This is a genomic window from Pseudoxanthomonas sp. LARHCG66 (assembly GCF_052871755.1).
Map to the genome: position 1 here is coordinate 309,200 of NZ_JBIXJW010000003.1, position 25,100 is coordinate 334,299.

29 protein-coding genes are annotated in these 25,100 nt (G+C 67.4%); 5 read left to right on the forward strand and 24 right to left on the reverse strand.

The genetic code is table 11. The features are described 5' to 3' along the window. Positions 1-116: 116 nt before the first annotated feature. The 9 genes from ACIPRS_RS11540 to rlmE form a co-directional block, all read right to left on the reverse strand. Entirely contained in the window at positions 117-302 is a 186-nt protein-coding gene (locus ACIPRS_RS11540) for a DUF2065 domain-containing protein (RefSeq protein ID WP_192201544.1), read from the reverse strand. A 91-nt stretch (positions 303-393) separates the two neighbouring features. Further along, a complete protein-coding gene (gene hflC / locus ACIPRS_RS11545; protein ID WP_337731127.1) occupies positions 394-1,257 on the reverse strand; it encodes a protease modulator HflC in 864 nt (287 codons plus the stop codon). Then, positions 1,254-2,378 carry an FtsH protease activity modulator HflK gene (gene hflK, locus ACIPRS_RS11550; RefSeq protein WP_337731128.1) on the reverse strand — a complete coding sequence of 375 codons (1,125 nt, stop codon included), beginning with the start codon at positions 2,376-2,378 and terminating at the stop codon, positions 1,254-1,256. Before hflK ends, hflC begins: the two co-directional genes overlap by 4 nt. Positions 2,379-2,612: 234 nt before the next feature. Then, entirely contained in the window at positions 2,613-3,953 is a 1,341-nt protein-coding gene (hflX, locus tag ACIPRS_RS11555) for a ribosome rescue GTPase HflX (RefSeq protein ID WP_446538648.1), read from the reverse strand. A gap of 34 nt (positions 3,954-3,987) precedes the next feature. Next, positions 3,988-4,266, reverse strand: a complete 279-nt coding sequence (gene hfq, locus ACIPRS_RS11560) for an RNA chaperone Hfq (protein WP_062355623.1) — start codon at positions 4,264-4,266, stop codon at positions 3,988-3,990. Positions 4,267-4,439: 173 nt separating this feature from the next. Continuing rightward, the gene (gene miaA / locus ACIPRS_RS11565; RefSeq protein WP_446538649.1) at positions 4,440-5,390 is read right to left on the reverse strand and encodes a tRNA (adenosine(37)-N6)-dimethylallyltransferase MiaA; all 951 of its coding nucleotides are present in this window, start codon (positions 5,388-5,390) and stop codon (positions 4,440-4,442) included. A gap of 57 nt (positions 5,391-5,447) precedes the next feature. Further along, positions 5,448-6,347, reverse strand: a complete 900-nt coding sequence (gene folP / locus ACIPRS_RS11570; RefSeq protein ID WP_446538650.1) for a dihydropteroate synthase — start codon at positions 6,345-6,347, stop codon at positions 5,448-5,450. Between the two features lie 186 nt (positions 6,348-6,533). Beyond that, positions 6,534-8,462, reverse strand: a complete 1,929-nt coding sequence (gene ftsH, locus ACIPRS_RS11575) for an ATP-dependent zinc metalloprotease FtsH (RefSeq protein WP_192201550.1) — start codon at positions 8,460-8,462, stop codon at positions 6,534-6,536. Between the two features lie 49 nt (positions 8,463-8,511). Continuing rightward, complete coding sequence (rlmE, locus tag ACIPRS_RS11580) at positions 8,512-9,144, reverse strand: 23S rRNA (uridine(2552)-2'-O)-methyltransferase RlmE (RefSeq protein WP_192202383.1); 633 nt, start codon at positions 9,142-9,144, stop codon at positions 8,512-8,514. 101 nt (positions 9,145-9,245) lie between these two features. Between rlmE and yhbY the strand changes: the two genes are divergently transcribed. The 3 genes from yhbY to ACIPRS_RS11595 are packed head-to-tail and all read left to right on the forward strand — an operon-like array spanning position 9,246 to position 10,592. Next, positions 9,246-9,551: a ribosome assembly RNA-binding protein YhbY gene (gene yhbY / locus ACIPRS_RS11585; RefSeq protein ID WP_192201551.1), complete on the forward strand. Its 306-nt coding sequence runs from the start codon at positions 9,246-9,248 to the stop codon at positions 9,549-9,551. A gap of 20 nt (positions 9,552-9,571) precedes the next feature. After that, the gene (locus ACIPRS_RS11590) at positions 9,572-9,949 is read left to right on the forward strand and encodes an Mth938-like domain-containing protein (RefSeq protein ID WP_446538651.1); all 378 of its coding nucleotides are present in this window, start codon (positions 9,572-9,574) and stop codon (positions 9,947-9,949) included. Positions 9,950-9,956: 7 nt separating this feature from the next. Continuing rightward, positions 9,957-10,592 (forward strand): D-Ala-D-Ala carboxypeptidase family metallohydrolase, encoded by a 636-nt coding sequence (locus ACIPRS_RS11595; RefSeq protein ID WP_446538652.1) that lies wholly within the window; start codon positions 9,957-9,959, stop codon positions 10,590-10,592. Here the strand turns inward: ACIPRS_RS11595 and ACIPRS_RS11600 are convergent. Genes ACIPRS_RS11600 through surE form a run of 5 tightly spaced genes read right to left on the reverse strand, consistent with a single transcriptional unit; the run spans position 10,553 to position 14,357 of the window. Next, a complete protein-coding gene (locus ACIPRS_RS11600; RefSeq protein WP_446538653.1) occupies positions 10,553-11,374 on the reverse strand; it encodes an endonuclease/exonuclease/phosphatase family protein in 822 nt (273 codons plus the stop codon). The genes ACIPRS_RS11595 and ACIPRS_RS11600 overlap by 40 nt on opposite strands. A 44-nt stretch (positions 11,375-11,418) precedes the next feature. Beyond that, positions 11,419-12,204 carry a peptidoglycan DD-metalloendopeptidase family protein gene (locus ACIPRS_RS11605; protein WP_446538654.1) on the reverse strand — a complete coding sequence of 262 codons (786 nt, stop codon included), beginning with the start codon at positions 12,202-12,204 and terminating at the stop codon, positions 11,419-11,421. 37 nt (positions 12,205-12,241) lie between these two features. Then, positions 12,242-12,898 carry an exopolysaccharide biosynthesis protein gene (locus ACIPRS_RS11610; RefSeq protein WP_192201556.1) on the reverse strand — a complete coding sequence of 219 codons (657 nt, stop codon included), beginning with the start codon at positions 12,896-12,898 and terminating at the stop codon, positions 12,242-12,244. Between the two features lie 5 nt (positions 12,899-12,903). Next, positions 12,904-13,581: a protein-L-isoaspartate(D-aspartate) O-methyltransferase gene (locus ACIPRS_RS11615; RefSeq protein WP_298121883.1), complete on the reverse strand. Its 678-nt coding sequence runs from the start codon at positions 13,579-13,581 to the stop codon at positions 12,904-12,906. Then, positions 13,578-14,357, reverse strand: a complete 780-nt coding sequence (gene surE / locus ACIPRS_RS11620; RefSeq protein ID WP_192201558.1) for a 5'/3'-nucleotidase SurE — start codon at positions 14,355-14,357, stop codon at positions 13,578-13,580. The genes ACIPRS_RS11615 and surE overlap by 4 nt, the downstream gene beginning before the upstream one ends. Before the next feature lie 89 nt (positions 14,358-14,446). On the opposite strand from surE, the gene ACIPRS_RS11625 reads away from it, so the two are divergent. Further along, positions 14,447-14,995 carry a Smr/MutS family protein gene (locus tag ACIPRS_RS11625; protein WP_446538655.1) on the forward strand — a complete coding sequence of 183 codons (549 nt, stop codon included), beginning with the start codon at positions 14,447-14,449 and terminating at the stop codon, positions 14,993-14,995. 59 nt (positions 14,996-15,054) lie between these two features. Here the strand turns inward: ACIPRS_RS11625 and ACIPRS_RS11630 are convergent, their stop codons facing one another. From ACIPRS_RS11630 to ACIPRS_RS11675, 10 genes are all read right to left on the reverse strand, one after another. Then, complete coding sequence (locus ACIPRS_RS11630) at positions 15,055-15,279, reverse strand: hypothetical protein (protein ID WP_192201560.1); 225 nt, start codon at positions 15,277-15,279, stop codon at positions 15,055-15,057. Between the two features lie 119 nt (positions 15,280-15,398). After that, positions 15,399-16,457 (reverse strand): tRNA pseudouridine(13) synthase TruD, encoded by a 1,059-nt coding sequence (gene truD, locus ACIPRS_RS11635; protein ID WP_446538656.1) that lies wholly within the window; start codon positions 16,455-16,457, stop codon positions 15,399-15,401. Continuing rightward, complete coding sequence (ispF, locus tag ACIPRS_RS11640) at positions 16,454-16,945, reverse strand: 2-C-methyl-D-erythritol 2,4-cyclodiphosphate synthase (protein ID WP_446538657.1); 492 nt, start codon at positions 16,943-16,945, stop codon at positions 16,454-16,456. Before ispF ends, truD begins: the two co-directional genes overlap by 4 nt. 18 nt (positions 16,946-16,963) lie before the next feature. Beyond that, the gene (ispD, locus tag ACIPRS_RS11645) at positions 16,964-17,659 is read right to left on the reverse strand and encodes a 2-C-methyl-D-erythritol 4-phosphate cytidylyltransferase (protein ID WP_446538658.1); all 696 of its coding nucleotides are present in this window, start codon (positions 17,657-17,659) and stop codon (positions 16,964-16,966) included. Further along, positions 17,659-18,009 carry a cell division protein FtsB gene (gene ftsB / locus ACIPRS_RS11650; RefSeq protein WP_446538659.1) on the reverse strand — a complete coding sequence of 117 codons (351 nt, stop codon included), beginning with the start codon at positions 18,007-18,009 and terminating at the stop codon, positions 17,659-17,661. The genes ispD and ftsB overlap by 1 nt, the downstream gene beginning before the upstream one ends. 3 nt (positions 18,010-18,012) lie before the next feature. Further along, positions 18,013-19,299, reverse strand: coding sequence for a phosphopyruvate hydratase (gene eno / locus ACIPRS_RS11655; RefSeq protein ID WP_446538660.1), 1,287 nt, complete (start codon positions 19,297-19,299; stop codon positions 18,013-18,015). Next, positions 19,296-19,712, reverse strand: coding sequence for a hypothetical protein (locus ACIPRS_RS11660; RefSeq protein WP_446538661.1), 417 nt, complete (start codon positions 19,710-19,712; stop codon positions 19,296-19,298). Before ACIPRS_RS11660 ends, eno begins: the two co-directional genes overlap by 4 nt. Before the next feature lie 110 nt (positions 19,713-19,822). After that, positions 19,823-20,656: a 3-deoxy-8-phosphooctulonate synthase gene (kdsA, locus tag ACIPRS_RS11665; protein ID WP_446538662.1), complete on the reverse strand. Its 834-nt coding sequence runs from the start codon at positions 20,654-20,656 to the stop codon at positions 19,823-19,825. 152 nt (positions 20,657-20,808) lie between these two features. Next, positions 20,809-22,470, reverse strand: coding sequence for a CTP synthase (locus ACIPRS_RS11670; RefSeq protein ID WP_446538663.1), 1,662 nt, complete (start codon positions 22,468-22,470; stop codon positions 20,809-20,811). A 141-nt stretch (positions 22,471-22,611) separates the two neighbouring features. After that, positions 22,612-22,863, reverse strand: coding sequence for a hypothetical protein (locus ACIPRS_RS11675; RefSeq protein ID WP_446538664.1), 252 nt, complete (start codon positions 22,861-22,863; stop codon positions 22,612-22,614). 280 nt (positions 22,864-23,143) lie between these two features. On the opposite strand from ACIPRS_RS11675, the gene parE reads away from it, so the two are divergent. After that, positions 23,144-25,033 (forward strand): DNA topoisomerase IV subunit B, encoded by a 1,890-nt coding sequence (gene parE / locus ACIPRS_RS11680; RefSeq protein WP_192201568.1) that lies wholly within the window; start codon positions 23,144-23,146, stop codon positions 25,031-25,033. The last annotated feature ends 67 nt before the right edge of the window (positions 25,034-25,100 follow it).

Genomic DNA, 25,100 nt, shown 5'->3' on the forward strand with positions numbered 1-25,100 from the left:
CCAGCAGAAGGAAAGAGCGGAGCGATGATTGCCCCCTTCTCGGGGAGAAGGTGCCGAAGGCGGATGAGGGGCGCTTTCCGATCCGCTGACGCGAATGCCGCGCCGCAAGCGACTCCTCAGCGCTTCAACACCCACAAGAACGTCAGCCCGAAGATCAGGATGAAGCCGCCGACCGCGCGCACCTGGCCATCGGACATCTGCAGCAGTTGCACCACGGCGCGCTTCCAACCCGCGGGAATGGCGAACAGCACCAGGCCTTCGAGGATGGCGACCAGGCACAGGGCGGACCAGAGTTCGGACATGGGGGAAGTCCCGGCGCCGCCGTGGTGGCGGGGCGATGGAGAACAGGGCTGAAACGGCACCGGCCGCCCTGGGGCGGCCGGTGGAGGAGGCTCAGCGGTCGCTGCGCATGTACTGGAGGAAGGGGTCGTCCTTGTCCAGCACGATCACGCCCTGCCCGTCCTTGAACGAGGCCCGGTAGGCCTCCAGGCTGCGCTGGAAGGCGTAGAACGCCGGATCGCGGTTGGCGGCCACGCCGTAGAGGCGGGCCGCTTCGGCATCGCCTTCACCGCGCAGCTTCTGCGCATCGCGCTCGGCTTCGGCCAGCAGCACCGCCACGTCGCGGTCGGCCTGCGCCCGCACGATCCGCGCCTGCTCGGCGCCCTGCGCGCGCAGGGCGCTGGCCACCTGGGAGCGTTCGGCGCGCATGCGGTTGTAGACCTGGTCGATGACTTCGCTGTCGGTCGGCAGGTCGATCTGCTTGAAGCGGATGTCCACCACCTGCATGCCCAGGTTCTTGGCGCCGGCATTGATCGCCGGCAGCTGCTTCTCGATCAGCTCGTTGCGGTTGCCCGACACCAGCTGGGTGAGCGTGCGCGAGTTGATCTCGTTGCGCAGCGATTCCTTGATGATGGGCGCCAGGCGCTCGGTGGCCAGGTCGGCCTGGCCGCCGGTGGCACGGTAGAAATCGGCCGCGTTGACGATGAAGCCGATGGCGATGAAGTCGACGCTGACGTCCTTGCGCTCGGAGGTCAGCGAGCGTTCCGGCGGGAACTCGTTGGCGGTGAAGCGGCGATCGAACACCCGCGCGGTTTCCACCAGCGGCAGCTTGAAGTGCAGGCCGGGGCCGATCTCGCTGCGCACCACGCGACCCAGGTTGAGCACCAGGCCCACCTGCCCTTCGCGCACCACGTAGACCGAGCCCATCAGGCCCAGCAGTACGGCCACGGCGATGCCGACGATCAATGAAGTCTTCATGGCTGCGCCTCCTCACGGCCGGCCGGGCGCGGTGAGCGCACCGCATTGCGGGAACTGGACGGGGTGCTTTCCACGGGCGGCATCATTTCGGTGGGAATCACGCCCGTGGGCAGCTGGCCGGCGGACGAGCCGGCGGCATTGCCCATGGGCACGTAGATCAGCTGGCGGCTGTCGCCGCCGATCACCTTGCGGTTGTCGGCGAGCACCTGCTGCACGGTATCCAGCCACAGCCGCTTGCGGGTGACCTCAGGCGCGTTGCGGTACTCGTCCAGCAACAGGCTGAAGCGGGTCGCGTCACCGGTGGCGCGGGCGATGGCGGCGGTCTTGTAGCCTTCGGCCTGGGTACGGATCTGCTGCGAATCGCCGCGCGCCTCGGGGACGATCTTGGCCGCATAGGCACGCGCCTGGCTGACCACGCGCTCGTTTTCCTGCTGTGCGCTGTTGACCTCGTCGAACGCCGGCTTGACGGCTTCCGGCGGGCGGGCGTCCTGCAGGCTCAGTTCGGTGACGACCAGGCCGGTGCGGTAGGCCTCCAGCGAGGCCTGCAGCGCCGTGCCGGCGGTGGCGGACAAGGGGCCGCGATTGTTGAGCGCCGCGTCCAGATCGGAACGGCCGATCACTTCACGCACGGCGCTCTGCGCGGTCTGCTCCAACACGCGGGTGGCGTCGGTGGTGCCGAACAGGAACAGCTTGGGATCGCCCACGCGGTACTGCACGTTGAACGACACGGTGATGATGTTCTCGTCGCGGGTCAGCACCGGCAGGCTGTTGCTGAAGGTGCGCACGCCGGTGGCGTTGACCTTGGTGACGCTTTCGATGGGCCAGGGGAACTTGAAGTTCGGGCCGGGCTGCATGGTGCGGTTGTACTGGCCGAAGCGCAGCACCACGCCACGGTCCTGCTCGCCGATCAGCTGGAAGCTGGAGAACAGCACCAGGATGCCCACGCCCAGCAGCACCCAGCGCAGCGGATTGCCGCCGCCAGCGCCGCCGAACAGGCCGCGCAGGCGTTCGACCACGTCGCCGATGCCGCCGCCCTGCCGGTTGCGCGGCTTCCAGCTGTTGTTCCGGTTGCCGTTGTTGCCAGATCCGCCGCCGCCACTGCCAGGGGTGTTCCAGGCCATGCCCACTCCGTATTGAAAGATTCGCGCGGCCGGGGCCGGCGCAGGTTTCGATTCTACTAGATAGGGGCGACCGGGCCCGGAGGCAAGGCCGGGAGGTCATGCGCGCCCCGGATTCGGGCCTTTGTAGGAGCGACGTGAGTCGCGACCGGGACACGTCCCGGCCATGACGAATGATCCTGCCGATCCGGCCGTGCGGTCGCGACTGACGTCGCTCCTACAGAAAGCAGGCAATCCCTACTGCCACTCCTCCCGCTCCATCTTCGGCAGCAGCGCCTCCAGCGGATGCCCGCCGGCCTGCGAAGCGAGCCGCTGCGCGTCGGCCAGGGCCAGGTCGAGGGTGACGCGCCAGCCGTTCTCCTCGAAGTCCTCCGCGAGCACCGCGCCGAGTGCGTGCAGGCGCGAGCGCAGGCGCGCCGAGTTCGCCGGCAGATGCAGTTCACCGCGCACGCGCTGGAAGCCCAGCCGCTGCGCCAGCGCGCCGCGCAGCAGATCGATGCCCGCGCCATCGCGCGCCGACAGCCATACCCGCTCGCGGCCCATGCCGGCACTGGGGGCGTCGCCTTCGTCCACGCCGGGGTCGGGCTGGTCGTGGCGCGGTTCGGCGCCTTCGATGCGGTCGATCTTGTTGAACACCAGCATCTGCGGCAGGTCGCCGGCGCCGATTTCCTGTAGCACCTCGTCGACCTGCGCGATGCGCTCTTCGCGGTGCGGATCGGCGGCGTCGATGACGTGCAGCAGCAGGTCGGCTTCGCGCGCCTCGCTCAGGGTGGAGCGGAAGGCGGCGACCAGTTCATGCGGCAGGTCGCGCACGAAGCCCACGGTGTCGGCCAATACCACGGCGCCGCCGGGCAGGCCGATGCGGCGCACGGTGGGGTCCAGGGTGGCGAAAAGCTGATCGGCCGCGTAGGCCTCCGCGCCGGTGAGCATGTTGAACAGGGTGGATTTGCCGGCGTTGGTGTAACCCACCAGCGCCACGCGCGGCAGTTCGCTGCGCACGCGGGCGCGGCGCATCTGGGTGCGCTGCACCTCGACTTTCTCCAGCCGCTTCTGCAACTGCTCGACCCGCTTCTGCAGCAGACGGCGGTCGGTTTCCAGCTGGGTTTCGCCGGGACCACGCAAACCGATGGAACCGCCGCGCTGGCGCTCGAGGTGGGTCCAGCCACGTACCAGGCGCGTGGCCATGTGGCGCAGTTGCGCCAGTTCGACCTGCAGCTTGCCTTCATGGCTGCGCGCGCGCTGCGCGAAGATGTCCAGGATCAGCCCGGTGCGATCCAGCACGCGCCGCTCGAGGAATTTTTCGAGGTTGCGTTCCTGGCCCGGAGACAGCGGGAAGTTGACCAGAATGAGATCGGCGCCGGTGGCATCGGCGGCGGCCTTCACCTCTTCCAGCTTGCCGCTGCCGATCAGCGTGGAGGGATTGGGGCGGTCGATGCGCGCGGTAAGCAGCGCGGCGATGGTGGCGCCGGCCGAGCGGGCCAGGTCGCTGAATTCCTCGGTGAGGCCGTCGTCGGGACGGCCGCCGGCATGCGGCTGGATCAGCAGCGCATGCTCGCCCTTGCGGGATCTTTCAAACAATGGGGTCGTGCCTCTTCACTAGAGGCACGCATTATCACGCGGTTTCGTCGTCGCCGCCTTCGGCGTCTTCGTCACCCTGCTGCACGTAGCCGCCGCCCGGTCCCACGCGCACGTTGCGCGCCGGCACCACGGTGGAAATGGCGTGCTTGTAGACCATCTGGCTGACCGTGTTGCGCAGCAGGACCACGAACTGGTCGAAGGATTCGATGGTGCCCTGCAGCTTGATGCCGTTGACCAGGTAGACCGACACCGGGACGCGCTCGCGCCGCAGTGCATTCAGGAAAGGATCCTGCAGGGATTGCCCCTTGGACATGACGTACTCCCGCCTTGCGTTCTTATAGTTAGGTATGTGGTGCCGTGCCGGGCCGACGAACAGCTCCCCTGTCGTCCCGGAGCCCCGATGTTACACAACATCGGCCCGGCGGGGCGTTGCCAAGTCAGGCAACGGGTCCCAATTCCGGACAATGTGACCCAAACGGTCCACGATCACGGCAGGAACAGGGCCAGTGCATCGTCCAGGCGGGCGCGATCGATGGCCGGATCGAACCAGCGCGCGTCCAGTTCTCCGCGCAACCAGGTCAGCTGGCGCTTGGCGAGCTGGCGGGTGGCGGCGATGGCGCGCTCACGGAACGCCGCCGCATCGCCCTGGCCGTCGAGGTACTCCCACGCCTGGCGATAGCCCACGGCGCGCACCGCCGGCAGGTCGAGGGGGACGGCGACGGCCTGCATGCCGGGCAGTGCGCGCAGGCGGTGGACTTCGTCGAGGAAGCCTTGTTCGAGCATCAGGTCGAAGCGGCGCGCGATGCGCTCATGCAGCACGGTGCGGTCGGCCGGTGCGAGGACCAGCTTCAGCACGCGGAACGGCAGGCGCATGCCGCGTGCTTCGCGCTGCCATTGGCTGATGGGCTTGCCGGTGAGGCGGTACACCTCCAGCGCACGCTGGATGCGCTGCGGGTCGGTGGCATGGATGCGCGCGGCGGCGGCGGGATCGACCTGGGCCAGCGCCGCATGCAGGGCTGGCCAACCCTGCGCCTGCGCTTCCGCGGTGATGTCGGCACGCAACGCGGCATCCGCCGCCGGCATGGCGGCCAGCCCTTCGAGCAGGGCCTGGAAATAGAGGCCGGTGCCGCCGGCGAGGATCGGCAATCGTCCGCGCGACGCGATGCCATCCAGCGCGACGCGTGCCTCCTGCGCGAACTCGGCCGCCGAATACGCCTGCCACGGGTCGCGCACGTCCAGCAGGTGATGCGGCACGCGCGCCCGCTCTTCCACCGTGGGCTTGGCCGCACCGATGTCGAGGCCCAGGTAGACCAGCGCCGAATCCACGCTGACGATCTCGCCACCGAAACGTTGCGCCACTTCCAGCGCGAACGCGGTCTTGCCCGACGCGGTCGGGCCCATGATGGCGATGGCGAGGGGACGGGCATCGAGCGGCATGCGGGTATTGTCGCATCCGTCCGCCACGCAGCCCGGCGTGGCGGCTGGGCCGGCCCTCTACTCGTCGTCGGGCCAGCGGATCGTCGGCGCGGCGGTCGGCTTGCGGGGCGCCGGGATGGCGGCGACGGCATTCCATATCTTCAACGCATCCACCGTGGCGGCCACGTCGTGTACCCGCACGATAGCCGCGCCGCGCTGTGCGGCGATCAGGTGCGCAGCCACCGATCCGGCCACGCGATCAGCCGGCGGATCACGACCGGTGAGTTGCCCGATGCTGCGCTTCCGCGACAGGCCCGCCAGCACCGGCACGCCGAGCTCGACGAACCGCTCCAGCTGCGCCAGCAACTGCAGGTTGTGCGGGGTGTCCTTGCCGAAACCGAAGCCGGGATCGATGACGATGTGCTTCTTGGCGATGCCGGCCATCTCGGCCGCGAAGATGCGCTCGGCGAGGAACCGGTGCACCTCGCCGACGACGTCGTCGTACTGCGGCGCGGCCTGCATCGAACGCGGCTCGCCCTGCATGTGCATCAGGACCACCGGTACGCCGAGCGTCGCGGCGGTGTCGAGCGCACCGTCGCGGCGCAGGCCGTAGACGTCGTTGATCATGCCCGCACCGGCCTGCACGGCGGCGCGCATCACCTCAGGCTTGGAGGTGTCGACGCTGATCGGCACCGCAATCTGCGCGGCAAGGCGCTCGATCACCGGTATCACGCGGCGCAGTTCCTCCTCCAGCGCCACCTCGTCCGCGCCCGGGCGCGTGGATTCGCCCCCGATATCCAGCAGGTCCGCGCCCTCTTCCACCAGTTTCAACGCGTGCGCGACAGCCGCTTCCGTCGTGTCATGCGCGCCGCCATCGGAAAACGAATCCGGGGTGACATTGACGATGCCCATCACCTGCGGGCGGTCGAGCCGGAGGATGCGGCCGGCGCAGTCGAGCTGGGGGACGGTGTCGAACATGCGCTTCTCCCGATGTGCTGCGCGCATTGTAGAGCGCGTTGTTGTGGGAGCGACGCCAGTCGCCACCCACCGTGACGGACGCGGCACGAGGAAGCATCGCGCCTCGCGTCGCTTCCGCCAGGCCGGAACGACGAAGGCCTGGCATGGCCAGGCCTTCGCGTCACGCAACGGGTGGATCAACGCGCCTCAGGTCTGCGCGGCAGGACCCCCGATCGGCGGCAGCGGACGCGACTCGGGCTTGTCGTCGTCCTTGCCGGTCTTGTTCCAGCCCATCGGCGGCGGCGGCTCGCGCCCTTCCATGATGGCGTCGATCTGGGGCACGTCGATCGTTTCGTACTCCAGCAGCAGCTGCGACATGGTGTGCAGCTTGTCCATGTTCTCCGTCAGGATCGTCTTGGTGCGCGCATAGGCGCGATCCAGGATGGCGCGGACGACTTCGTCGATCCGGCGCGCGGTCTCGTTGGAGACGTTCTTGTGCTGGGTGACCGAACGGCCGAGGAACACCTCGTCCTCTTCCTCGCCATAGGCGATCGGACCCATCTCGTCGCTCAGGCCCCACTTGGTGACCATGTTGCGCGCCATCTTGGTGGCGCGTTCGATGTCGTTGGACGCGCCCGTGGTGACCTTGTCGGCACCGAAGATCAATTCCTCGGCGACGCGGCCGCCATACAGCGAACACAGTTGCGACTCGATGGCCACGCGGTTCAACGAATACTTGTCGCCTTCCGGCAGGTACATCGTCACGCCCAGCGCACGGCCGCGCGGGATGATGGTGACCTTGTAGACCGGATCGTGCTCCGGCACCAGACGGCCGACGATGGCATGGCCGGCCTCGTGGTAGGCGGTGAGCGTCTTCTCGTCCTCGCTCATCGCCATCGAACGGCGTTCGGCGCCCATCAGGATCTTGTCGCGCGCACGGTCGAAGTGGTCCATGCGGACTTCCTTCGCATTCTCGCGTGCGGCGAACAGGGCGGCCTCGTTGGCGAGGTTGGCCAGGTCGGCACCGCTGAAGCCCGGCGTGCCGCGCGCGATGACCATCGGCTCGACATCATCCGCCAGCGGCAGCTTGCGCATGTGCACGCGCAGGATCTGCTCGCGGCCCTTCACGTCAGGCAGCCCGACCACGACCTGGCGGTCGAAGCGGCCCGGACGCAGCAGCGCCGGGTCCAGCACGTCGGGACGGTTGGTGGCGGCAATGACGATGACGCCTTCGCCACCCTCGAAGCCGTCCATCTCGACCAGCAACTGGTTCAAGGTCTGCTCGCGCTCGTCATGACCGCCGCCGAGGCCGGCACCGCGGTGGCGGCCGACGGCGTCGATTTCATCGATGAAGATGATGCAGGGGGCGTGCTTCTTGGCCTGCTCGAACATGTCGCGCACGCGGCTGGCGCCGACGCCGACGAACATCTCGACGAAGTCCGAACCGGAGATGCTGAAGAACGGCACCTTGGCTTCGCCGGCGATGGCCTTGGCCAGCAGCGTCTTGCCGGTGCCGGGCTGGCCGACCATCAGCACGCCGCGCGGGATCTTGCCGCCCAGCTTCTGGAACTTGCCCGGATCGCGCAGGAACTCGACCAGTTCGCCGACTTCCTCCTTGGCTTCATCGCAGCCGGCTACGTCGGCGAAGGTCACCTTCACCTGGTCCTCGCCCTGCAGCTTGGCGCGCGACTTGCCGAACGACATCGCGCCCTTGGCACCGCCGCCACCGCCCTGCATCTGGCGCATGATGAAGATCCAGAAGCCGATGATCAGCAGCACGGGCAGGAAGTTCAGCAGGATCGCGACCAGCGAGATGCCGCTGTCGGGCTGCTCGCGGTCAAAGGTGACGTTCTTGCTGATCAGTTCGTTGACGAGGCTGGGATCCTGCGGACCGTAGACCGTGCCGGTCTGGCCGTCCTTGCGCTTGAAGGTGATCGCGTTGGTCGACAGATTGCTCTCGTTGGTGAACTGCACCGACGCGACGCGGCCCGCTTCGACTTCCTGCAGGAACTCGGAATACGTAATCGCGCCACTGGTGGTCGTGGCCCCGCCCTTGGGCGAGAAGCTCTGGAAGACGACCATCAGCACGACGGCGACGACTACCCACAGCAGAAGATTCTTGGTCAGGTCGTTCATCCTCATCGGCTCCGGCGTTCCTCTTTCGTAATACGCACTTTACGTCACCTTACTTGATCTGGATCCGCTTGCCCTGTCCCAGGGCATACACCTCGGGGGAGCGCTTGCGGGACGCGTCCGGTTTGCGGATCGCCACCTTGTCATAGCGGCGGCGAAGCTCGCGGATGTAGTCGTCGGAACCGGTGCCCTGGAACAGCTTGATCAGGAACGCCCCACCCGGCTTCAGGTGGCTGTCGGCGAACTCCATCGCCAACTCCGCCAGATGCATCATCCGCGGCTGGTCGACCGCATCCACACCACTCTTATTGGGGGCCATATCCGACAGCACAAGGTCCACGGGAGCGCCGTCCAGCATGGCTTCCAACCGGGATAGGACGCTGTCTTCCCTGAAATCCCCATGAAGGAACTCCACTCCGGCCAGCGGCGGCATGTCGAGGATGTCCATCGCCACCACGCGGCCACTGTCGCCCAATGCCTGGCGGACGAACTGCGACCAGCCGCCCGGCGCGGCGCCCAGGTCGACGACGACCATGCCCGGCTTGAGCAGGCGGTCGCGCTCCAGCAGTTCTTCCAGCTTGTAGGCAGCCCGCGACCTCAGGCCCTCGGCCTGGGCCTTCTTCACGTAGGGATCGGAGAAGTGTTCCTTCAGCCAGCGCTGGCTGCTCTTGCTGCGGGTGGCCATGTCGGCGAGGTCTCCGGGCACGCTGCGACGGGAGCCGCCGGAGCCGTTCGTGGGGGTGGCCATGATACCCTGATCACCCTTTTGAACCCGTACCGTGCCGCATGCCTGTTGCCCTGACCGCTGCCCAGACCCGTTTCCTGCGCGGCCAGGCCCACGACCTGAAGGCGCTGCTGCAGATCGGCAACAAGGGTGTCACGCCGGCCTTCATCGCCGAGCTGGATGCCGTGCTTGAGCAGCACGAACTGGTCAAGGTGAAGGTCGCCGGTGAGGACCGCGACGCCCGCGACGCGATGATCGACGACCTGGCCGACAAGGCCGACGCCGCCCTGGTGCAGCGCATCGGCCACACGGCCGTGCTGTATCGGCCCAGCAAGGAACGCCGGCACATCGTGCTGCCGCGCGGCTGATCCCGGCGCGGTCGCCCGCCATGCAACTGAACCACGAACTGCCCGACTACGCCTTCACCCTGCGGTCCGCCGACGGCCAGTCCGCCCGGGTGAACGACCGGACGCTGTCGGCCAGCTTCATCCTCTCGCCGCAGCAACTCGTCGAAGACTGGCCGGTACGCGACAGCGCTTCGCTTGCACCGGACGATCTGGCGCCGCTGCTGGCGCTGAAGCCGGAAGTGGTCCTGCTGGGCACCGGCGAGCGCCAGGTGTTCCCGCCTGCAGCGGTCATGGCCGCGTGCCTGAGCCAGGGCGTCGGCCTTGAGGTCATGACGAACGCCGCCGCCGCCCGCACGTTCAACGTGCTGGCCAGTGAATCTCGCAAGGTCGTGGCCGGGTTCCTGCTGGCGCCACGCTGACCGCGTCATGGCGATGCAGTACCTGCTCCTGCTGCCCGCCATCCTGTTCGCCACCGCATGCACCCGGGCCCCACCGGATGCCGCGCAGCGCTACGACGATTGGCGGCAGGGCGCCGGCGCACAGAGCCTGACCGCTTACGAACGCATGCTGACCGACGCCGGTGTCGGTGGTGTGGTGCCGATGCATGCGCTGCTGCGCTCCAGCCGCCGCTGGCGGACCTGCCTGGCGCCGGAGTTCCTGTTGCCCCCTTCCGACCGCGCCGCCGCCATCGTGCCGACACTGCGCGTGGTCGCGCAATTGCAGGCCTTGGGTATCGTCGAAGGCAGCAACGTGCGCTCCGGTTACCGTTCCGCCGCGCTGAACCGCTGTTCGGGAGGGAGCACGCGCAGCCGCCACCTCCTCAACACTGCACTGGACTTCGACCTCGCCGACGGCAGCCAAGCAAGCGTCCTGTGCGAGTTCTGGCGCACGCAGGGTCCGTCACTGGCGATGGGACTGGGCTTCTACACGCCGACCAGGATCCACATCGATACGTCCGGGCACCGTACCTGGGGCAACGACCACCGGCGCGGAACCTCGCTGTGCGCCACCGGCGCGGCGGGTCAGTCGGCCGCGCGGGCCAACCGCACCCGGACAGCGTAGTGGTCGGACGGCCAGGCGCCCTTCGCGTCGGACTGGTCAAGGATGATGTCCGCGTCGACGACGCGGAACGCCTCGCGCTGGGCGAAGACATGATCGATGCGGATCGGCGGATGACCCAGGTGCGTGTTGAGCGTGGTGTGCACCGGCGTGTTGGTGTCCACGCCCGCGTGCGCCTCGGAGTAGGCCTCGAGGAAGCGCGTGCGCAGCGGCGCCAGTTCCGGCGTGTCCGAACGCGTGTTGAAGTCGCCGCCGATGATCGAGGGTGCGTCACCGGCCGTCTCGTCGATCAGCGCGAGCACGCCCGCGATCTGTTCGGCACGTATCGCCCCGCCCTCCGGCTTGTAATGCAGATGGGTCACGTAGACGTTCAACGGCATCCCGTGCACCGTCGTCCGCACCCAGCCCGCATTCCGGTAATCGTCGAGTGGCGCGAGCTTCACTTCACGCGACTGTTCGATCGCGCCCTTGACCAGGATGGCGTTGCCATAGCGCCGTGGCTGTTCCGGTGCGTCGGCCGAGAAGAACCGGTACCGGTAGCCGAGGCGTGAGGCCAGCACCTGCGCCTGGTTGGGCAGCGCGGCATCCTGCAGCACTTCCTGCAACACGATCACGTCCGGCGACAGCGCTTTCAACCCGGCGACGATCATGTCCTGGCGATGGGGCCAGTCCTGCTTGTCGTGCCACAGGTTGAGGGTGACCACGTCGACGGTCGATGCCGCCGGTGCGCTGCGTGGCCGCTGGCAGGCGACCAGGGCCACCACTGCCATCAGCCCCAACGCCATCAGGGCCCGCTTCCGCCATATCGACACGGTCATCGGCACGATACTCAACGCGCGGGGAGATACTGCAGCGGATCGACCGGTTTGCCGTTGTGGCGGATCTCGAAGTGGAGCATCTCGCGCGATGCGCCGCTGCTGCCCATTTCCGCGATCTGCTGGCCAGCCTTGATGTTCTGGCCTTCATTCACCAGCCGCTTGCGGTTGTGGCCGTATGCGGACAGCCAGGCTTCGCTGTGCTTGATGATGATCAGTTCGCCATAACCCACCAGGCCGGCGCCGGAGTACACCACCACGCCGTCCGCCGCCGCGCGCACCGCCTGGCCGCTGCTGCCTGCGATGTCGATACCCTGCTTGGTGGCATCTCCTGCGACGAAACGTCCGATCAGATGGCCTTCCGCCGGCCAGCGCCACGAAAATCCGGCGTTCGCCGGCGCTGGCGTCGCGACAGGACGCGTGACCGGTGCGGGCGGTGTCGGGCGCGTGGTCGCGCCGGTGACGGGCTTGGGGGGCGTGGTCGTCGCGGTGGGCCGGCTGCCGGCGCTGCCCGGATACAGCTTCAGCGATTGCCCGGGGTAGATCGTGTAGGGCGGCGCGATGCCGTTCCAGCGCGCGAGGTCGTTGACATCGACCCCATTGCGGAATGCGATGCCGAACAGGGTATCGCCGCGCTGCACGCGCACCGTCGCGCCCGGCTTGGCCTGCGAAGGTTTGCGGGTCGATGACGAGGACGGCTCGCGCACCACCGTGGTCGAGCAGGCGCCCAGCATCGCCACGGCAAAGCCGATCAGGAGGGCGCGCGTCATTCGATTGCGGGAGCGGAGCGTCGTGGTCATGCGTGGAGTCGTTTCCTCAAGGCGTGGCTTGGCGGCCTCAGCCGGTCAATCGCTGGAACAGTTCGCGCACCGCGACGCCGCCGCCGCCGATCAGGACGCTGAAGTAGACGATCGTGCCGATGTTGGCCAGATGGCCCAGCAGGATCGCACCCCCGTCGCGCTGGATGAAGCCGATGGCGTACAACAACAGCGCCAAGGCTGGCAGGGTATTGCTGAATGGCACGAATCCGAACGGCGCCATCAACAGCAGTGCGGCCAGGATGAAAGCAAGATTGTTGAGCGTCCCCTGCCCCGCACCGTCGACGAAAAAGCGCAGACGGCGCGGCCGGCTGATCTTCTCCATCCTGCGGACCCATACAAGTCCGCCGATCAGGCCCGGTCGCAGGCGATCGGCCGGCAATGCCTTGTCCTTCACGCGCGCCGGCAGCCACAGCGGGCGGTTGATCAACCGGCTTACCCCGACCAGCAGGATGGCCGCGCCGAACACGGTGCTGACGCCCGGGATCGACACCGGGATCAGGAACACAAGCGTCAGCAGGATGGTCAGCAACAGCAGCCCTTCGTCACTGAAGACATCCAGCAGTTCGCCCAGGCTCAAGGTGTCCGGCGGAAGGCGCTCGATGATGTCCGCCAGTTGCTCGCCCAGCGAAGCCGCCTGATCGAGCGCATCTGCGTCGTGTTGCGGATCCGTCACGCCGCTCAATCCAGGGTTCCCGACAGCAGCGGCACGAAGACCACGGGGGCCAGCGTGGTTTCTTCCACGCTGCCATCCGGGCGCTTCAGCAGGCGCACCAGGGATTGCGAACCACTGCCGCCGACCGGCGCGACAAGTTGCCCGCCCACGGCGAGTTGTTCCACCAGCACGGGCACCAGCGCGGGAGCGGCGGCGGTCACGATGATCGCATCGTACGGACCGTGCTCGGCCCAGCCGATGCGGCCATCGTCGTGCTTGCTGCGCACGTTCATGCCCAGCTGGCGCAGGCGCTTGCGGGCTTGCCGCAGCAGATCGCCGATGCGCTCGACGGTATGCACTTCGAGCCCGAGCATGGCGAGCACTGCGGCCTGGTAACCCGAACCCGTGCCGATCTCCAACACCTTCTTCGGCGAGGTCTCCAGCAGCACTTCGGTCATCCTCGCCACCACCCAGGGCTGGGAAATGGTCTGGCTGTGGCCGATCGGCAGCGCCGTGTCCTCGTAGGCGCGCGTTGCCAGCGCCTCATCGACGAACAGGTGACGCGGCAGCGTGCGGATGACATTGAGCACGCGCTCGTCGGTGATGCCGGACTCGCGCAGGCGGTCCACCAGGCGATCGCGCACGCGCTGGGACGTCATGCCCATGCCGACGGCCTCGGGCTGCAGACGCAGCCGCGGCGTCATGGGGCGTCCTCTAGTGCGGCAGTCAATCCGCCCACCCAGCCGGCGACCTTCTCCAGCGCCTGATAGCGCGTCAGATCGACGTGGATCGGTGTGATGGAAATATGGCCGGTACGCACGGCATGGAAATCGGTGCCGGGGCCTGCGTCCTGCTCGCGCCCCGCGGGACCGATCCAGTACACGGTATGGCCGCGCGGGTCAGGCTGCGGCACGCAGGGCTCGGAGCGGTGGCGGTTGCCGAGGCGGGTGACCTCGAAGCCCCGCAGGTCGGACCAGGCCAGGTCGGGGACGTTGACGTTGAGGATGGTGTCAGCCGGCAACGGATCGGACTTCAGCCGGGCCACGATCTCCACCGCAGCGCGCGCGGCGGTTTCGTAGTGCTTCGCATCGTGGTTCCGGGTGACCAGCGACATCGCCACCGCCGGCAAGCCGAGGAAGCGGCCTTCCATCGCCGCCGACACCGTGCCGGAGTAGATGACGTCGTCGCCCAGGTTGGCCGTGTTGTTGATGCCCGACACCACGATGTCGGGCTCGAACTCCAGCATCCCGGTCAACGCCAGGTGCACGCAGTCCGTCGGCGTGCCCGCCACGCTGCAGGTGTAGTGATCAATGCGCTTGAGCCGGATCGGCAGGTCCAGCGTCAGCGAATTGCTGGCGCCCGAGCGGTCGCGGTCGGGGGCGACCACGTACACTTCGTGGCCCGCACTGCGCAGGCCTTCTGCCAGGATTCGGATGCCGGGGGCGTCAACGCCGTCGTCGTTGCTGACCAGTACGCGCATGGGTTTCCTCGGGGACGGCCCCATGATACCGGAACCACGCCGCAGCTTCCCGCGCTTGCGTCACGTGCCGATGCCGCTACGCTGGCGACATGTCCCGCCCCACGCCTCCCGACGACGATGACGCCGCGCTGTTCCGCGATGCGATCGGCGAGGTGCGGCGACTGGAGGAAGCGCCGCCACCGCCACGCAAGGCGCCGCCGAAGCCTTCGGCGCGCATGGCCGATCGCGACGAGCACGAAGCACTTGGCGAGTTCCAGCGTGGCATGGAATCCCTGGATGTACGCGCCGCCGGTGATGTATTGAGCTACCGCCGCGAGGTGCTTTCGCCGCGTGCTTTCCAGCGCCTCAAGCGTGGGCAGTTCTCGGTGCAGGACGAGCTGGACCTGCATGGCGCCACCGCGCTGCAGGCGGAGGGCCTGCTACGCCGGTTCTTCGCGGAAGCGCATGCGCATGACCATGGCTGCGTGCGCGTGATCCATGGCAAGGGCCAGCGCTCCGAAGGCGATGCACCGGTATTGAAGAATCTCGTGGACCGGGTATTGCGCCAGCGCGCGGACGTGCTGGCGTTCCATTCGGCACCGCCCGCGCAGGGCGGCACGGGCGCGGTCCTGGTATTGCTGGCACGAAGCCGCAGCTGATCAGGACGCCCCTGCCGCCGCTCCGACAGGCATGGGCGTCGACCACTCTGGGGCCAGACTCACTGCTTGTTGGCAGTGCTGTCCTCGATCCGCGGGGGATTCACCCACGTCAGGTGGATGCCACGACGCTTGGCGATCCGCTCGACATAGGCGATGTACTGCTGCTCGGCGGTCAATTGACGCTGGGCGGGCGGCGGCGAACTGGCGGTTCCACGCGTACTGGCGCATGCGGCCAGCAAGGCGCAGACGGACAACACAACTGCAAGGCGAAGCATGGTGTTCATGGCGACCCTCCGGCGTGTGGAAAGAACCTGTGGGGCGCCCTCCAGCGGTCTGCAGCCGGCACGTCGCTGGCGACGCCTGTTTCCGCTTATACGCCTGCTGGACGGCGCTTCCAGTGTCTTCAGGCGCGTTCCGACGGACGGTCTTGCGGCTGCGACGCATCCCGCGTCGAACCCAGTTCGTGGAGCACCGCCGTCGCGTAACTCCCCGGCGGCAAGGCGAATGCCAACCGCAGCACATCGGTCGACAGCCATTGCCAGGCCAGCCCGTCGGGCCGCAATCGCAACGCACGCCGCTCCTGCTTCAGCCCTTCGCGCTCCAGCCCGGCCCGCATCGCGGCCGCATCATCCCCCTGCAGCGCGCGCTCCTCGCAAAGGCGTGCCGCAGCCTGCACACGCGGCTCTCCCTGGCCCCACAACGGACCGGAGGGATGGATGTCGAAACCGGCCAGCCGCTGTGCCAGCGCATCGCTCCAGGGTTCCGGCCCGAACACGCTGCGGCTGCCCGCCAGCGTCCAGACTTCGCCCTCCAGCCCCCGATTCCAGCTGCCATCGGCGATCCGGGCCGCCAGCACCCGGTTGAACAAGGCCGAACGCGCCGCCGACAGCAGTATCGAGCGTTGTTCGCGACGCACCCGCCGACCCGCGAACATCGCCAATGCCGCCGCGACATTGCCGCCGTCGCGACCGAATCGCTGTTCGCCGAACCAGTTCGGGAGGCCATGCAGGGCGATGTCGCGCAATCGCGCCTCAATGGCCCCGGCATCGCCAACGACATCGCGCAGCACCAGCTCGAAGCGATTGCCCGCCAAGGCTCCGCGCGGGAGCTTGCGCGAATGCCAGGTCGACTCGATCACCGCCAGATCGTCGGAGGCAAGAGCCGCCAGATCGGGCGCCGTCTTGCGCGGCAGATGGACGCTGAAACGCTGTCGCGTGACCGCGTGCCGATCCTTCAGGCCCGCATACCCCACGCCCATCTCCGCGATGCCCGCCCATGCGGCGATGCGCTTGGCCGCGAACTGGGTGTTCATGCCGCGCTTCTCGACGGTCAGCAGCAGGTGCTCACCCTCGCCGGAAGGCGCGAAGCCGGGCAATTCCTCCACGAAGAAGTCTTCCGGCGCGTTGCGCATGGTCGCGGACAGCACGGATGCGCCGAACGCACGGGGCAGCTCTTCGCTCACGCCTTCACCAGCAGCACGACCGCCTGCGCCGCGATGCCCTCGCCGCGACCGGTGAACCCCAGCGTCTCGGTGGTGGTGGCCTTGATGCTGATGGCATCGGTATCGACGCCCAGGTCTTCCGCCACGCATGCCCGCATCGCACCGGCATGCGGGCCGACCTTCGGCCGCTCGCAGATCACGGTGACGTCGGCGTTGCCGACGCGCCAGCCCCGCCCGCCGATGAGGGCGTTGCAATGGCGTACGAATGCGCGGCTGTCCGCCCCTTTCCAGCGGTCATCCGACGGCGGGAAGTGCAGGCCGATATCGCCCAGCGCCAGCGCGCCCAGCATGGCGTCGCACAGCGCATGCAGCACCACGTCACCATCGCTGTGCGCGAGCACGCCGCGTTCATGGGGCACGCGCACGCCCCCGAGCATGACATGGTCGCCGTCGCCGAAGGCGTGCACATCGAAGCCCTGCCCGATGCGGATGTTCAATGAGTCGGACATGTCGTTCCCGGTTCGGCGTCAGCGATCGCGTTGTGCCAGTTCGTAGGCGAACCGCGCCAGGTCCGCCGGCGTGGTGATCTTGAAATTGCTTTCGGAGCCTTCCACCAGCAACGGCCGCAGGCCCAGGCGTTCCATCGCCATCGCTTCGTCGGTGACTTCCACACCGTCGGCCGTGGCGGCCTCCAAAGCACGGGTCAGCTGCAGGCGGCGGAACAACTGCGGGGTGAAGGCCCGCCACAGCCGCTCGCGCGGCTCGGTGGCGTCGATGCCGCCATCGTCGCCCGCACGCTTCAACGTGTCGCGCACGGGGGCGGCGAGGATGGCGCCGACCGGATCGTTGCGGCCGCGCTCCAGCAGCTGCGACAGGTCTGCGAGCGACAGGTTCGGACGCGCGGCGTCGTGTACCAGCACGAAGTCATCCGCGCGCACATCGCCCGGCAGCGACTGCAGGCCGGCCAACACGGACGCCGCACGGCTCGCACCCCCGATACAGGCGCGCACCGGTTTGCCCGCGAACTCGGTCCAGCGCGGCCAGTCCGGGTCGTTCTCGGAGACCGGCACCACCGCACCCTCCACCGCGTCATGCGCGAACAGGGCCGCCAGCGTATGCGCAATCAGGGGCGCGCCATCGACAACGAGATACTGCTTGGGAAGCTCGCCGCCGAAGCGTGTACCGCGTCCGGCGGCAGGCACGACGGCCCAGATGCGGGCCATCAGGGAACGGGCTCCGCGACATCACTGTCGCTTCCCGCCTCGTCACTGGTCGCGACCGGTGTCGGCGCCGCCGGTTCGACCACGCGGTAGAACTTCTCGCCCGGCTTGATCATGCCCAGCTCGCTGCGCGCGCGCTCCTCCACCGCCGACTCGCCCGACTTGAGGTCCTCGACTTCGGCGGCGAGGGCGTCGTTGCGCTCCTGCAGACCGGCGTTTTCGCGCTTCTGCGCCTCGACCTGCTGCTCCAGCGCGACGACCTGGCCGGAACTGCCCACGCCGAACCAGAACTTGTACTGCAGCCATCCCAGCAGCAGTACGAGCACCAGCAGCAACCAGGGCGCCTTGCGCATGGATTACTTCTTCAGCGACACGAAGGCGTTTCGACCGGCATAGCGCGCCTTGCCGCCCAGCGCTTCTTCGATGCGCAGCAGCTGGTTGTACTTGGCCACGCGGTCGCTGCGGCACAGCGAACCGGTCTTGATCTGCGTGGCCGTGGTGGCCACCGCGATGTCGGCGATGGTGGTGTCCTCGGTTTCGCCGGAGCGGTGCGAGACGACCGACGCGTAGTTGGCGTGGTGCGCCATCGCGATGGCTTCCAGCGTTTCGCTGAGCGTGCCGATCTGGTTGACCTTGATCAGGATGGCGTTGGCGGTGCCGGACTCGATGCCTTCCTTGAAGATCTTCGGGTTGGTGACGAACAGGTCGTCGCCGACCAGCTGCACCTTCTTGCCGATCCGGTCGGTCAGCAGCTTCCAGCCCGCCCAGTCGTCCTCGGCCAGGCCATCCTCGATGGTGATGATGGGGTACTGCGCGGCCCAGTCCGCGAGGAAGTCGACGAACTGCTCGCTGGTCAGGCGCTTGTTCTCGCCCACCAGATGGTACTTGCCGTTGTCGAAGAACTCGCTGGAGGCCACGTCCAGGCCCAGCAGCACGTCTTCGCCAGCGGTGTAGCCGGCCTTGCCGATAGCCTCGAGGATGGTGTCCAGCGCTTCCACGTTGCTGCGGAAGTCGGGTGCGAAGCCACCTTCGTCGCCAACCGCCGTACTCAGGCCGTGGCCCTTCAGCACCGACTTCAGCGAGTGGAAGATCTCGGTGCCGGCACGCAGCGATTCGGCGAACGAATCGAAACCGACCGGCAGCACCATGAACTCCTGGAAGTCCACGTTGTTGTCGGCATGCGCGCCGCCGTTGATGATGTTCATCATCGGCACCGGCAGGGTGACGTCGTTGCCGTTGGCGAGGTGCTGCCACAGCGGGATCTTCTTCGACGCCGCCACCGCATGCGCGTTGGCCAGCGACACACCCAGCAGCGCATTCGCGCCCAGGCGACCCTTGTTCTCGGTGCCGTCCAGATCGATCAGGCGGCGGTCCAGGCCTTCCTGGTCGGTGGCGTCGAAACCATGCAGCGCGTTGGCGATGGGGCCGTTGACGTTTTCCACCGCCTTGCGGACGCCCTTGCCCAGGTAACGCGTCTTGTCGCCATCACGCAGTTCGACCGCTTCCTTGGTGCCGGTCGAGGCGCCGGACGGCACCATCGCGCGACCGAAGGAACCGTCGTCCAGCGTGACCTCGGCTTCGAGGGTGGGATTGCCGCGGGAATCGAGGATTTCGCGGGCGTGGATCTTGGCGATGTTGGTCATGGTGGGGTCGGATTGGAGGATGAGAGGGAATGTTCGACTTCCGCCAAGGCGGCAAGGCTCTCGGGGCCCTGGTCGATAATAAACGTGCCGTAACGAGGCTCGATCTTGTCGCCGGACTCAGCCGTCGTCTGGGCAAAGATAAGGTAATCGCGCCCTTCCATCAGCACGACATCGCAACTTGTGGTGCCGCTGCCGATGCGCGCACCTTTGGGGACCGTTCCCTTCAGGCTGCGCATCACGGTGACATCGGCGGACTGGCTCGGCAGGCGGATCGGTACGTTCAACGGCGGATCACTGAAGATGCGCTCGGTGAAGGCGGCTTCCTCGGCTGTCAGTGGATGGATGCGATCGACATGGACGATGGCGACCACGTCCGACGTCTGCACCAGCTCAGCGATCGGCGGCGCGCGCATGGGCGGGATCGTCCTGCATGCTTCCGCGCGAAACGGAACCCCTGCGAAAGTCAGTAACAGGCCTACGGATGCCGTCCGCACCGCCCAGGATAGACCGCTCGCCGATCCCATCAGACCGAGCTCTCCAGGAACCCGTTCTTCTTGGTGATGCCGTCCAGCGCCAGCAGGGTTTCCAGCAGCGCTTCCATCTTGTCCAGCGGCCAGGCATTCGGGCCGTCGGACAGGGCCTTGGCCGGGTCGGGATGGGTTTCGGCAAACAGGCCGGCCACGCCCACGGCAACCGCCGCACGCGCCAGCACCGGCACGAATTCGCGCTGGCCGCCGGAGCTGGTGCCCTGCCCGCCCGGCAACTGCACCGAATGGGTCGCATCGAACACCACCGGGCATCCGGTATCGCGCATCACGCTCAGCGAGCGCATGTCGCTGACCAGGTTGTTGTAGCCGAAGGACGCTCCGCGCTCGCAGACCATGATGTCCTGGTTGCCCGTGGACTTGGCCTTGTCGACGACCGGCTTCATGTCCCACGGCGACAGGAACTGGCCCTTCTTGATGTTGACCGGCTTGCCGGCGGCGCAGACCTTCCGGATGAAGTCGGTCTGGCGGACCAGAAAAGCGGGCGTCTGCAGCACGTCAACGACGGCCGCGACTTCGTCCATCGGCGTGTATTCGTGCACATCCGTGAGCACCGGCACGCCGACCTGCTTCTTCACGGCGTCGAGCACCTTCAGGCCTTCCTCCATGCCGGGACCACGGAAGCTGGTGCCGGAGGTGCGGTTGGCCTTGTCGAAGCTGGACTTGAAGATGAAGTTCATCCCCAGCTTGCCGGTGATTTCCTTCAGGCGGCCGGCGACATCGATCTGCAACTGCATCGACTCGATCACGCACGGGCCGGCGATCAGGAAAAGGGGCTGGTCCAGGCCGACGTCAAAACCACAGAGTTTCATGCATTCACCTTTGGTCAGAGCCCCTCTCCCCCCGGGAGAGGGGTTGGGGTGAGGGTACGGCGGAATCAGCAAGGCTGGAACATCCCGGACTTCGCCGTACCCTCATCCGCCCCTTCGGGGCACCTTCTCCCGGAGGGAGAAGGAACAAGCCTTCAAGCCCGCGCTTCCTTCAACAGCTTGCCGCCGGCCTTCTTCTCGCGCGCGGCGCGGATGAAGCCGACGAACAGCGGATGGCCATCGCGCGGCGTGGACAGGAACTCCGGGTGCGCCTGGCAGGCCAGGAACCACGGGTGCACGCTGCGCGGCAGTTCCACCATCTCCACCAGCAGGTCGTCCATCGACTTGGCGGCGATGACCAGACCGGCGTCTTCCAGTTGCGTGCGGTAGCGGTTGTTGAACTCGTAACGGTGGCGATGGCGCTCGGCCACCACGTCCTTGCCGTAGAGCTCGCGCGCCAGCGTGCCAGGCTTCAGGCGCTGCTCCTGCAGGCCCAGGCGCATGGTGCCGCCCAGGTCGGAGCGTTCGTCGCGCTTCTCCACGTCACCCGTCGCGGTGCGCCATTCGGTGATCAGACCGATCACGGGGTGCGGCGACTGCTTGTCGTTCTCGGTACTGTTGGCGTCCGTCAGGCCGGCCACATGGCGTGCGTAATCCACGACCGCCGCCTGCATGCCATAGCAGATGCCGAAGTAAGGGAGCTTCTGCTCGCGCGCGAAGCGCGAGGTCAGCACCTTGCCTTCGAAACCCCGGTCGCCGAAACCGCCCGGCACCAGGATGCCGTCCACGCCCTGCAGCAGGGCCATGTCGGTGCCTTCGAGTTCCTGGGCTTCGATCCACTTGAGATTGACGCGGGTACGCTGGCGCAGGCCACCGTGCTTGAGCGCCTCGCCGACCGATTTGTACGCATCCTGGTGGTCGACGTACTTGCCGACCACGGCGATGGTCACTTCGTCCAGCGGATTGAGCGTGGCGTCGACCGCCGCTTCCCACTCGGAAAGATCCGCGGACTTGGCGCTTTCGATGCGGAACTGGCGCAGGACGATCTCGTCCAGGCCCTGCCCGTGCAGGCCCATCGGAATGCGGTACAGCACGTCGACGTCCGGGACGCTGATCACGGCGCGCTCGGGCACGTTGGTGAACAGCGAAATCTTGCGGCGCTCGGAATCCGGGATCGGCTGCTCCGACCGGCACAGCAACACGTCGGGCTGGATGCCGATCGACCGCAGTTCCTTCACCGAATGCTGCGTGGGCTTGGTCTTCAGCTCGCCCGCGGCCGCCACGTACGGCACCAGCGTCAGGTGCATGAAGAGGGCCTTCTCGGGACCGCGCTCGGTGCGGATCTGGCGGATGGCCTCCAGGAATGGAAGCGATTCGATGTCGCCGACCGTGCCGCCGATTTCCACCAGCGCCACGTCGAAGCCTTCGGTAGCCTCGTCGATGCAGCGGCGGATCTCGTCGGTGATGTGCGGAATCACCTGGACGGTGGCGCCCAGGTAGTCGCCGCGACGCTCCTTGCGGATCACGTTCTCGTAGATCCGGCCGGTGGTGACGGAATTCTTGCGGCTCAGGCGCGTGCGCACGAAGCGCTCGTAATGGCCGAGATCCAGATCGGTCTCGGCGCCGTCATCGGTGACGTACACCTCGCCGTGCTGGAACGGGCTCATGGTGCCCGGGTCGACGTTGATGTAGGGGTCCAGCTTCATCATCGTGACCTTCAGGCCACGTGCTTCGAGAATGGACGCAAGCGAAGCGGCGGCGATGCCCTTGCCTAGCGAGGACACAACGCCGCCGGTAACGAAAATCAGGGGAGTCATGGGCGGGGCTCCGGAAAGCCATAGTCTACAGGCAACACGTGTCGCCCGGAAGCGCGACGCCCCGCCGGAGCGGGGCGTCTGCCATCAGTGATGAGCCACGAAACCCTTGCGACGCAAGGGTTTCGACGGATCTGCGGAAGGTCAGGGCTTGCGCTCTTCCTCTTCCTCGCCCGCCTTCTTCTGCTGGCCCTCGGCGGCCTTGCGCTTGGCAGCGGCCTCGTTGGCGGCACGGCGGCGCGCCTTGGCGTCGGGGTCGGACGGATCACTGGTCTGGGACTGGTCCTGCTTCGGCTTGTCGGCATCGGCGCCCGCCTTGGACTGGGCGAACGCATGGACCGCGAACAGCGCGCCGGCGAGGGCGGCGGAGAGCAGCAACAGGTTGCGCGACTTCATGGGAATGCTCCTCGTGGGATGGCGGGAATCTGGGGGCACCGGATGGCGCCCGCAAGGGCTTCCATGTCCACGCCGCAAGCGTACTGCGCCCTGCCCGGCCCTGGACTGAACATGGCAAAAAAGCCGCACTGGCCGCACACTGCCGCCCGGTCCGGGATTCCGGACGGGAACAGGGCGCGTCGCGTGGCCTGCGACGACCTTCGGGTCGACTGTCCCCACCATCACGTCATCCTGCGGCGTCCATGGCGCCGCGCCGCCGCACCGAGAACCTGAAAACCCCATGAGCAGTCGCTACAACGCCGCCGACATCGAAGTCCTCTCCGGCCTTGACCCCGTCAAGCGCCGCCCGGGCATGTACACGGACACTTCGCGCCCGAACCATCTGGCGCAGGAAGTCATCGACAACGCAGTGGACGAGGCGCTGGCCGGACACGCCGGCAGCATCGAAGTCACGCTATTCAAGGATGGCAGCTGCGAAGTCAGCGACGACGGTCGCGGCATGCCGGTGGACATCCATCCCGAAGAGAAGATCCCGGGCGTGGAACTGATCCTCACCCGGCTGCATGCGGGCGGCAAGTTCAGCAACAAGAACTACACCTTCTCCGGCGGCCTGCATGGCGTGGGTGTCAGCGTGGTCAACGCGCTGTCCACCCTGGTGGAAGTGCACATCAAGCGCGACGGCAGCGAGCACCGCATCACCTTCCGCAACGGCGACCGCGCCTCGCCGCTGGAAGTCGTCGGCAGCGTGGGCAAGAAGAACACCGGCACCCGCGTGCGCTTCTGGGCCGATCCCAAGTATTTCGACACGCCCAAATTCAACGTGCGCGCGCTCAAGCACCTGCTGCGCGCCAAGGCGGTGCTCTGCCCCGGCCTGAATGTCACCCTGTTCGACGAAGCCAGCGGTGAGCGCGACAGCTGGCATTACGAGGACGGCCTGCGCGATTACCTGCGGGGCGAAATGGCGGGCCGCGAACTGCTGCCGCCGGACATCTTCGTCGGCCAGTTGAAGAAGGACAGCGAGGTCGTCGACTGGGCCGTGGCCTGGGTGCCGGAAGGTGAACTGGTGCAGGAAAGCTACGTCAACCTGATCCCCACTGCGCAGCACGGCACGCATGTGAACGGCCTGCGCAGCGGCCTGACCGATGCGTTGCGCGAGTTCTGCGATTTCCGCAACCTGCTGCCGCGCGGCGTGAAACTGGCGCCGGAAGATGTGTGGGACCGCGTGGCCTTCGTGCTGTCGCTGAAGATGACCGATCCGCAGTTCAGTGGCCAGACCAAGGAACGCCTGTCGTCGCGCCAGGCCGCCGGCTTCATCGAAGGCGCCGCCCACGATGCCTTCAGCCTGTGGCTGAACCAGCACGTCGAGCTGGGCGAGAAGATCGCGCAGATCGCCATCGAGCGCGCCAGTGCGCGCCTGAAGACCGAGAAGCAGGTCATCCGCAAGAAGGTCACCCAGGGCCCCGCCCTGCCCGGCAAGCTGGCCGACTGCATCAGCCAGGACCTGTCGCGCACGGAGCTGTTCCTGGTGGAAGGCGACTCCGCAGGCGGCAGCGCCAAGCAGGCGCGCGACAAGGATTTCCAGGCCATCCTGCCGTTGCGCGGCAAGATTCTGAACACCTGGGAAGTCGCCAGCACGTCGGTGCTCGCTTCCGACGAAGTGCACAACCTCGCCATCGCCATCGGCTGCGATCCCGGCAAGGACGACATCAGCGGGCTGCGCTACGGCAAGGTCGTGATCCTGGCCGACGCCGACTCCGACGGCCTCCACATCGCTACGCTCCTGGCCGCCCTGTTTCTGCGCCATTTCCCGGCGCTGGTGCAGGCGGGCCACGTGTTCGTCGCCATGCCGCCGCTGTTTCGCGTGGATGTGGGCAAGCAGGTGTTCTATGCGCTGGACGAGGAAGAGAAACGCCTGCTGCTGGAGAAGATCGAGCGCGAGAAGATCCGCGGCCAGGTCAACACGACCCGCTTCAAGGGTCTCGGCGAAATGAACCCCGCCCAGTTGCGCGAATCCACCATCCACCCCGATACGCGGCGGCTGGTGCAGCTGACCGTGGACGACAGCCTGCAGACGCACGGCCTGATGGACATGCTGCTGGCCAAGAAGCGGGCGGGCGACCGCAAGACGTGGCTGGAAGCGAAGGGCGACCTGGCTTCCCTCGAAGTCTGAGTCCCGGCGGCGATCGATTGTCCGGGGCCGCACCTGCGGCCTCTTCACCCGCGATAGCGGCGCCATG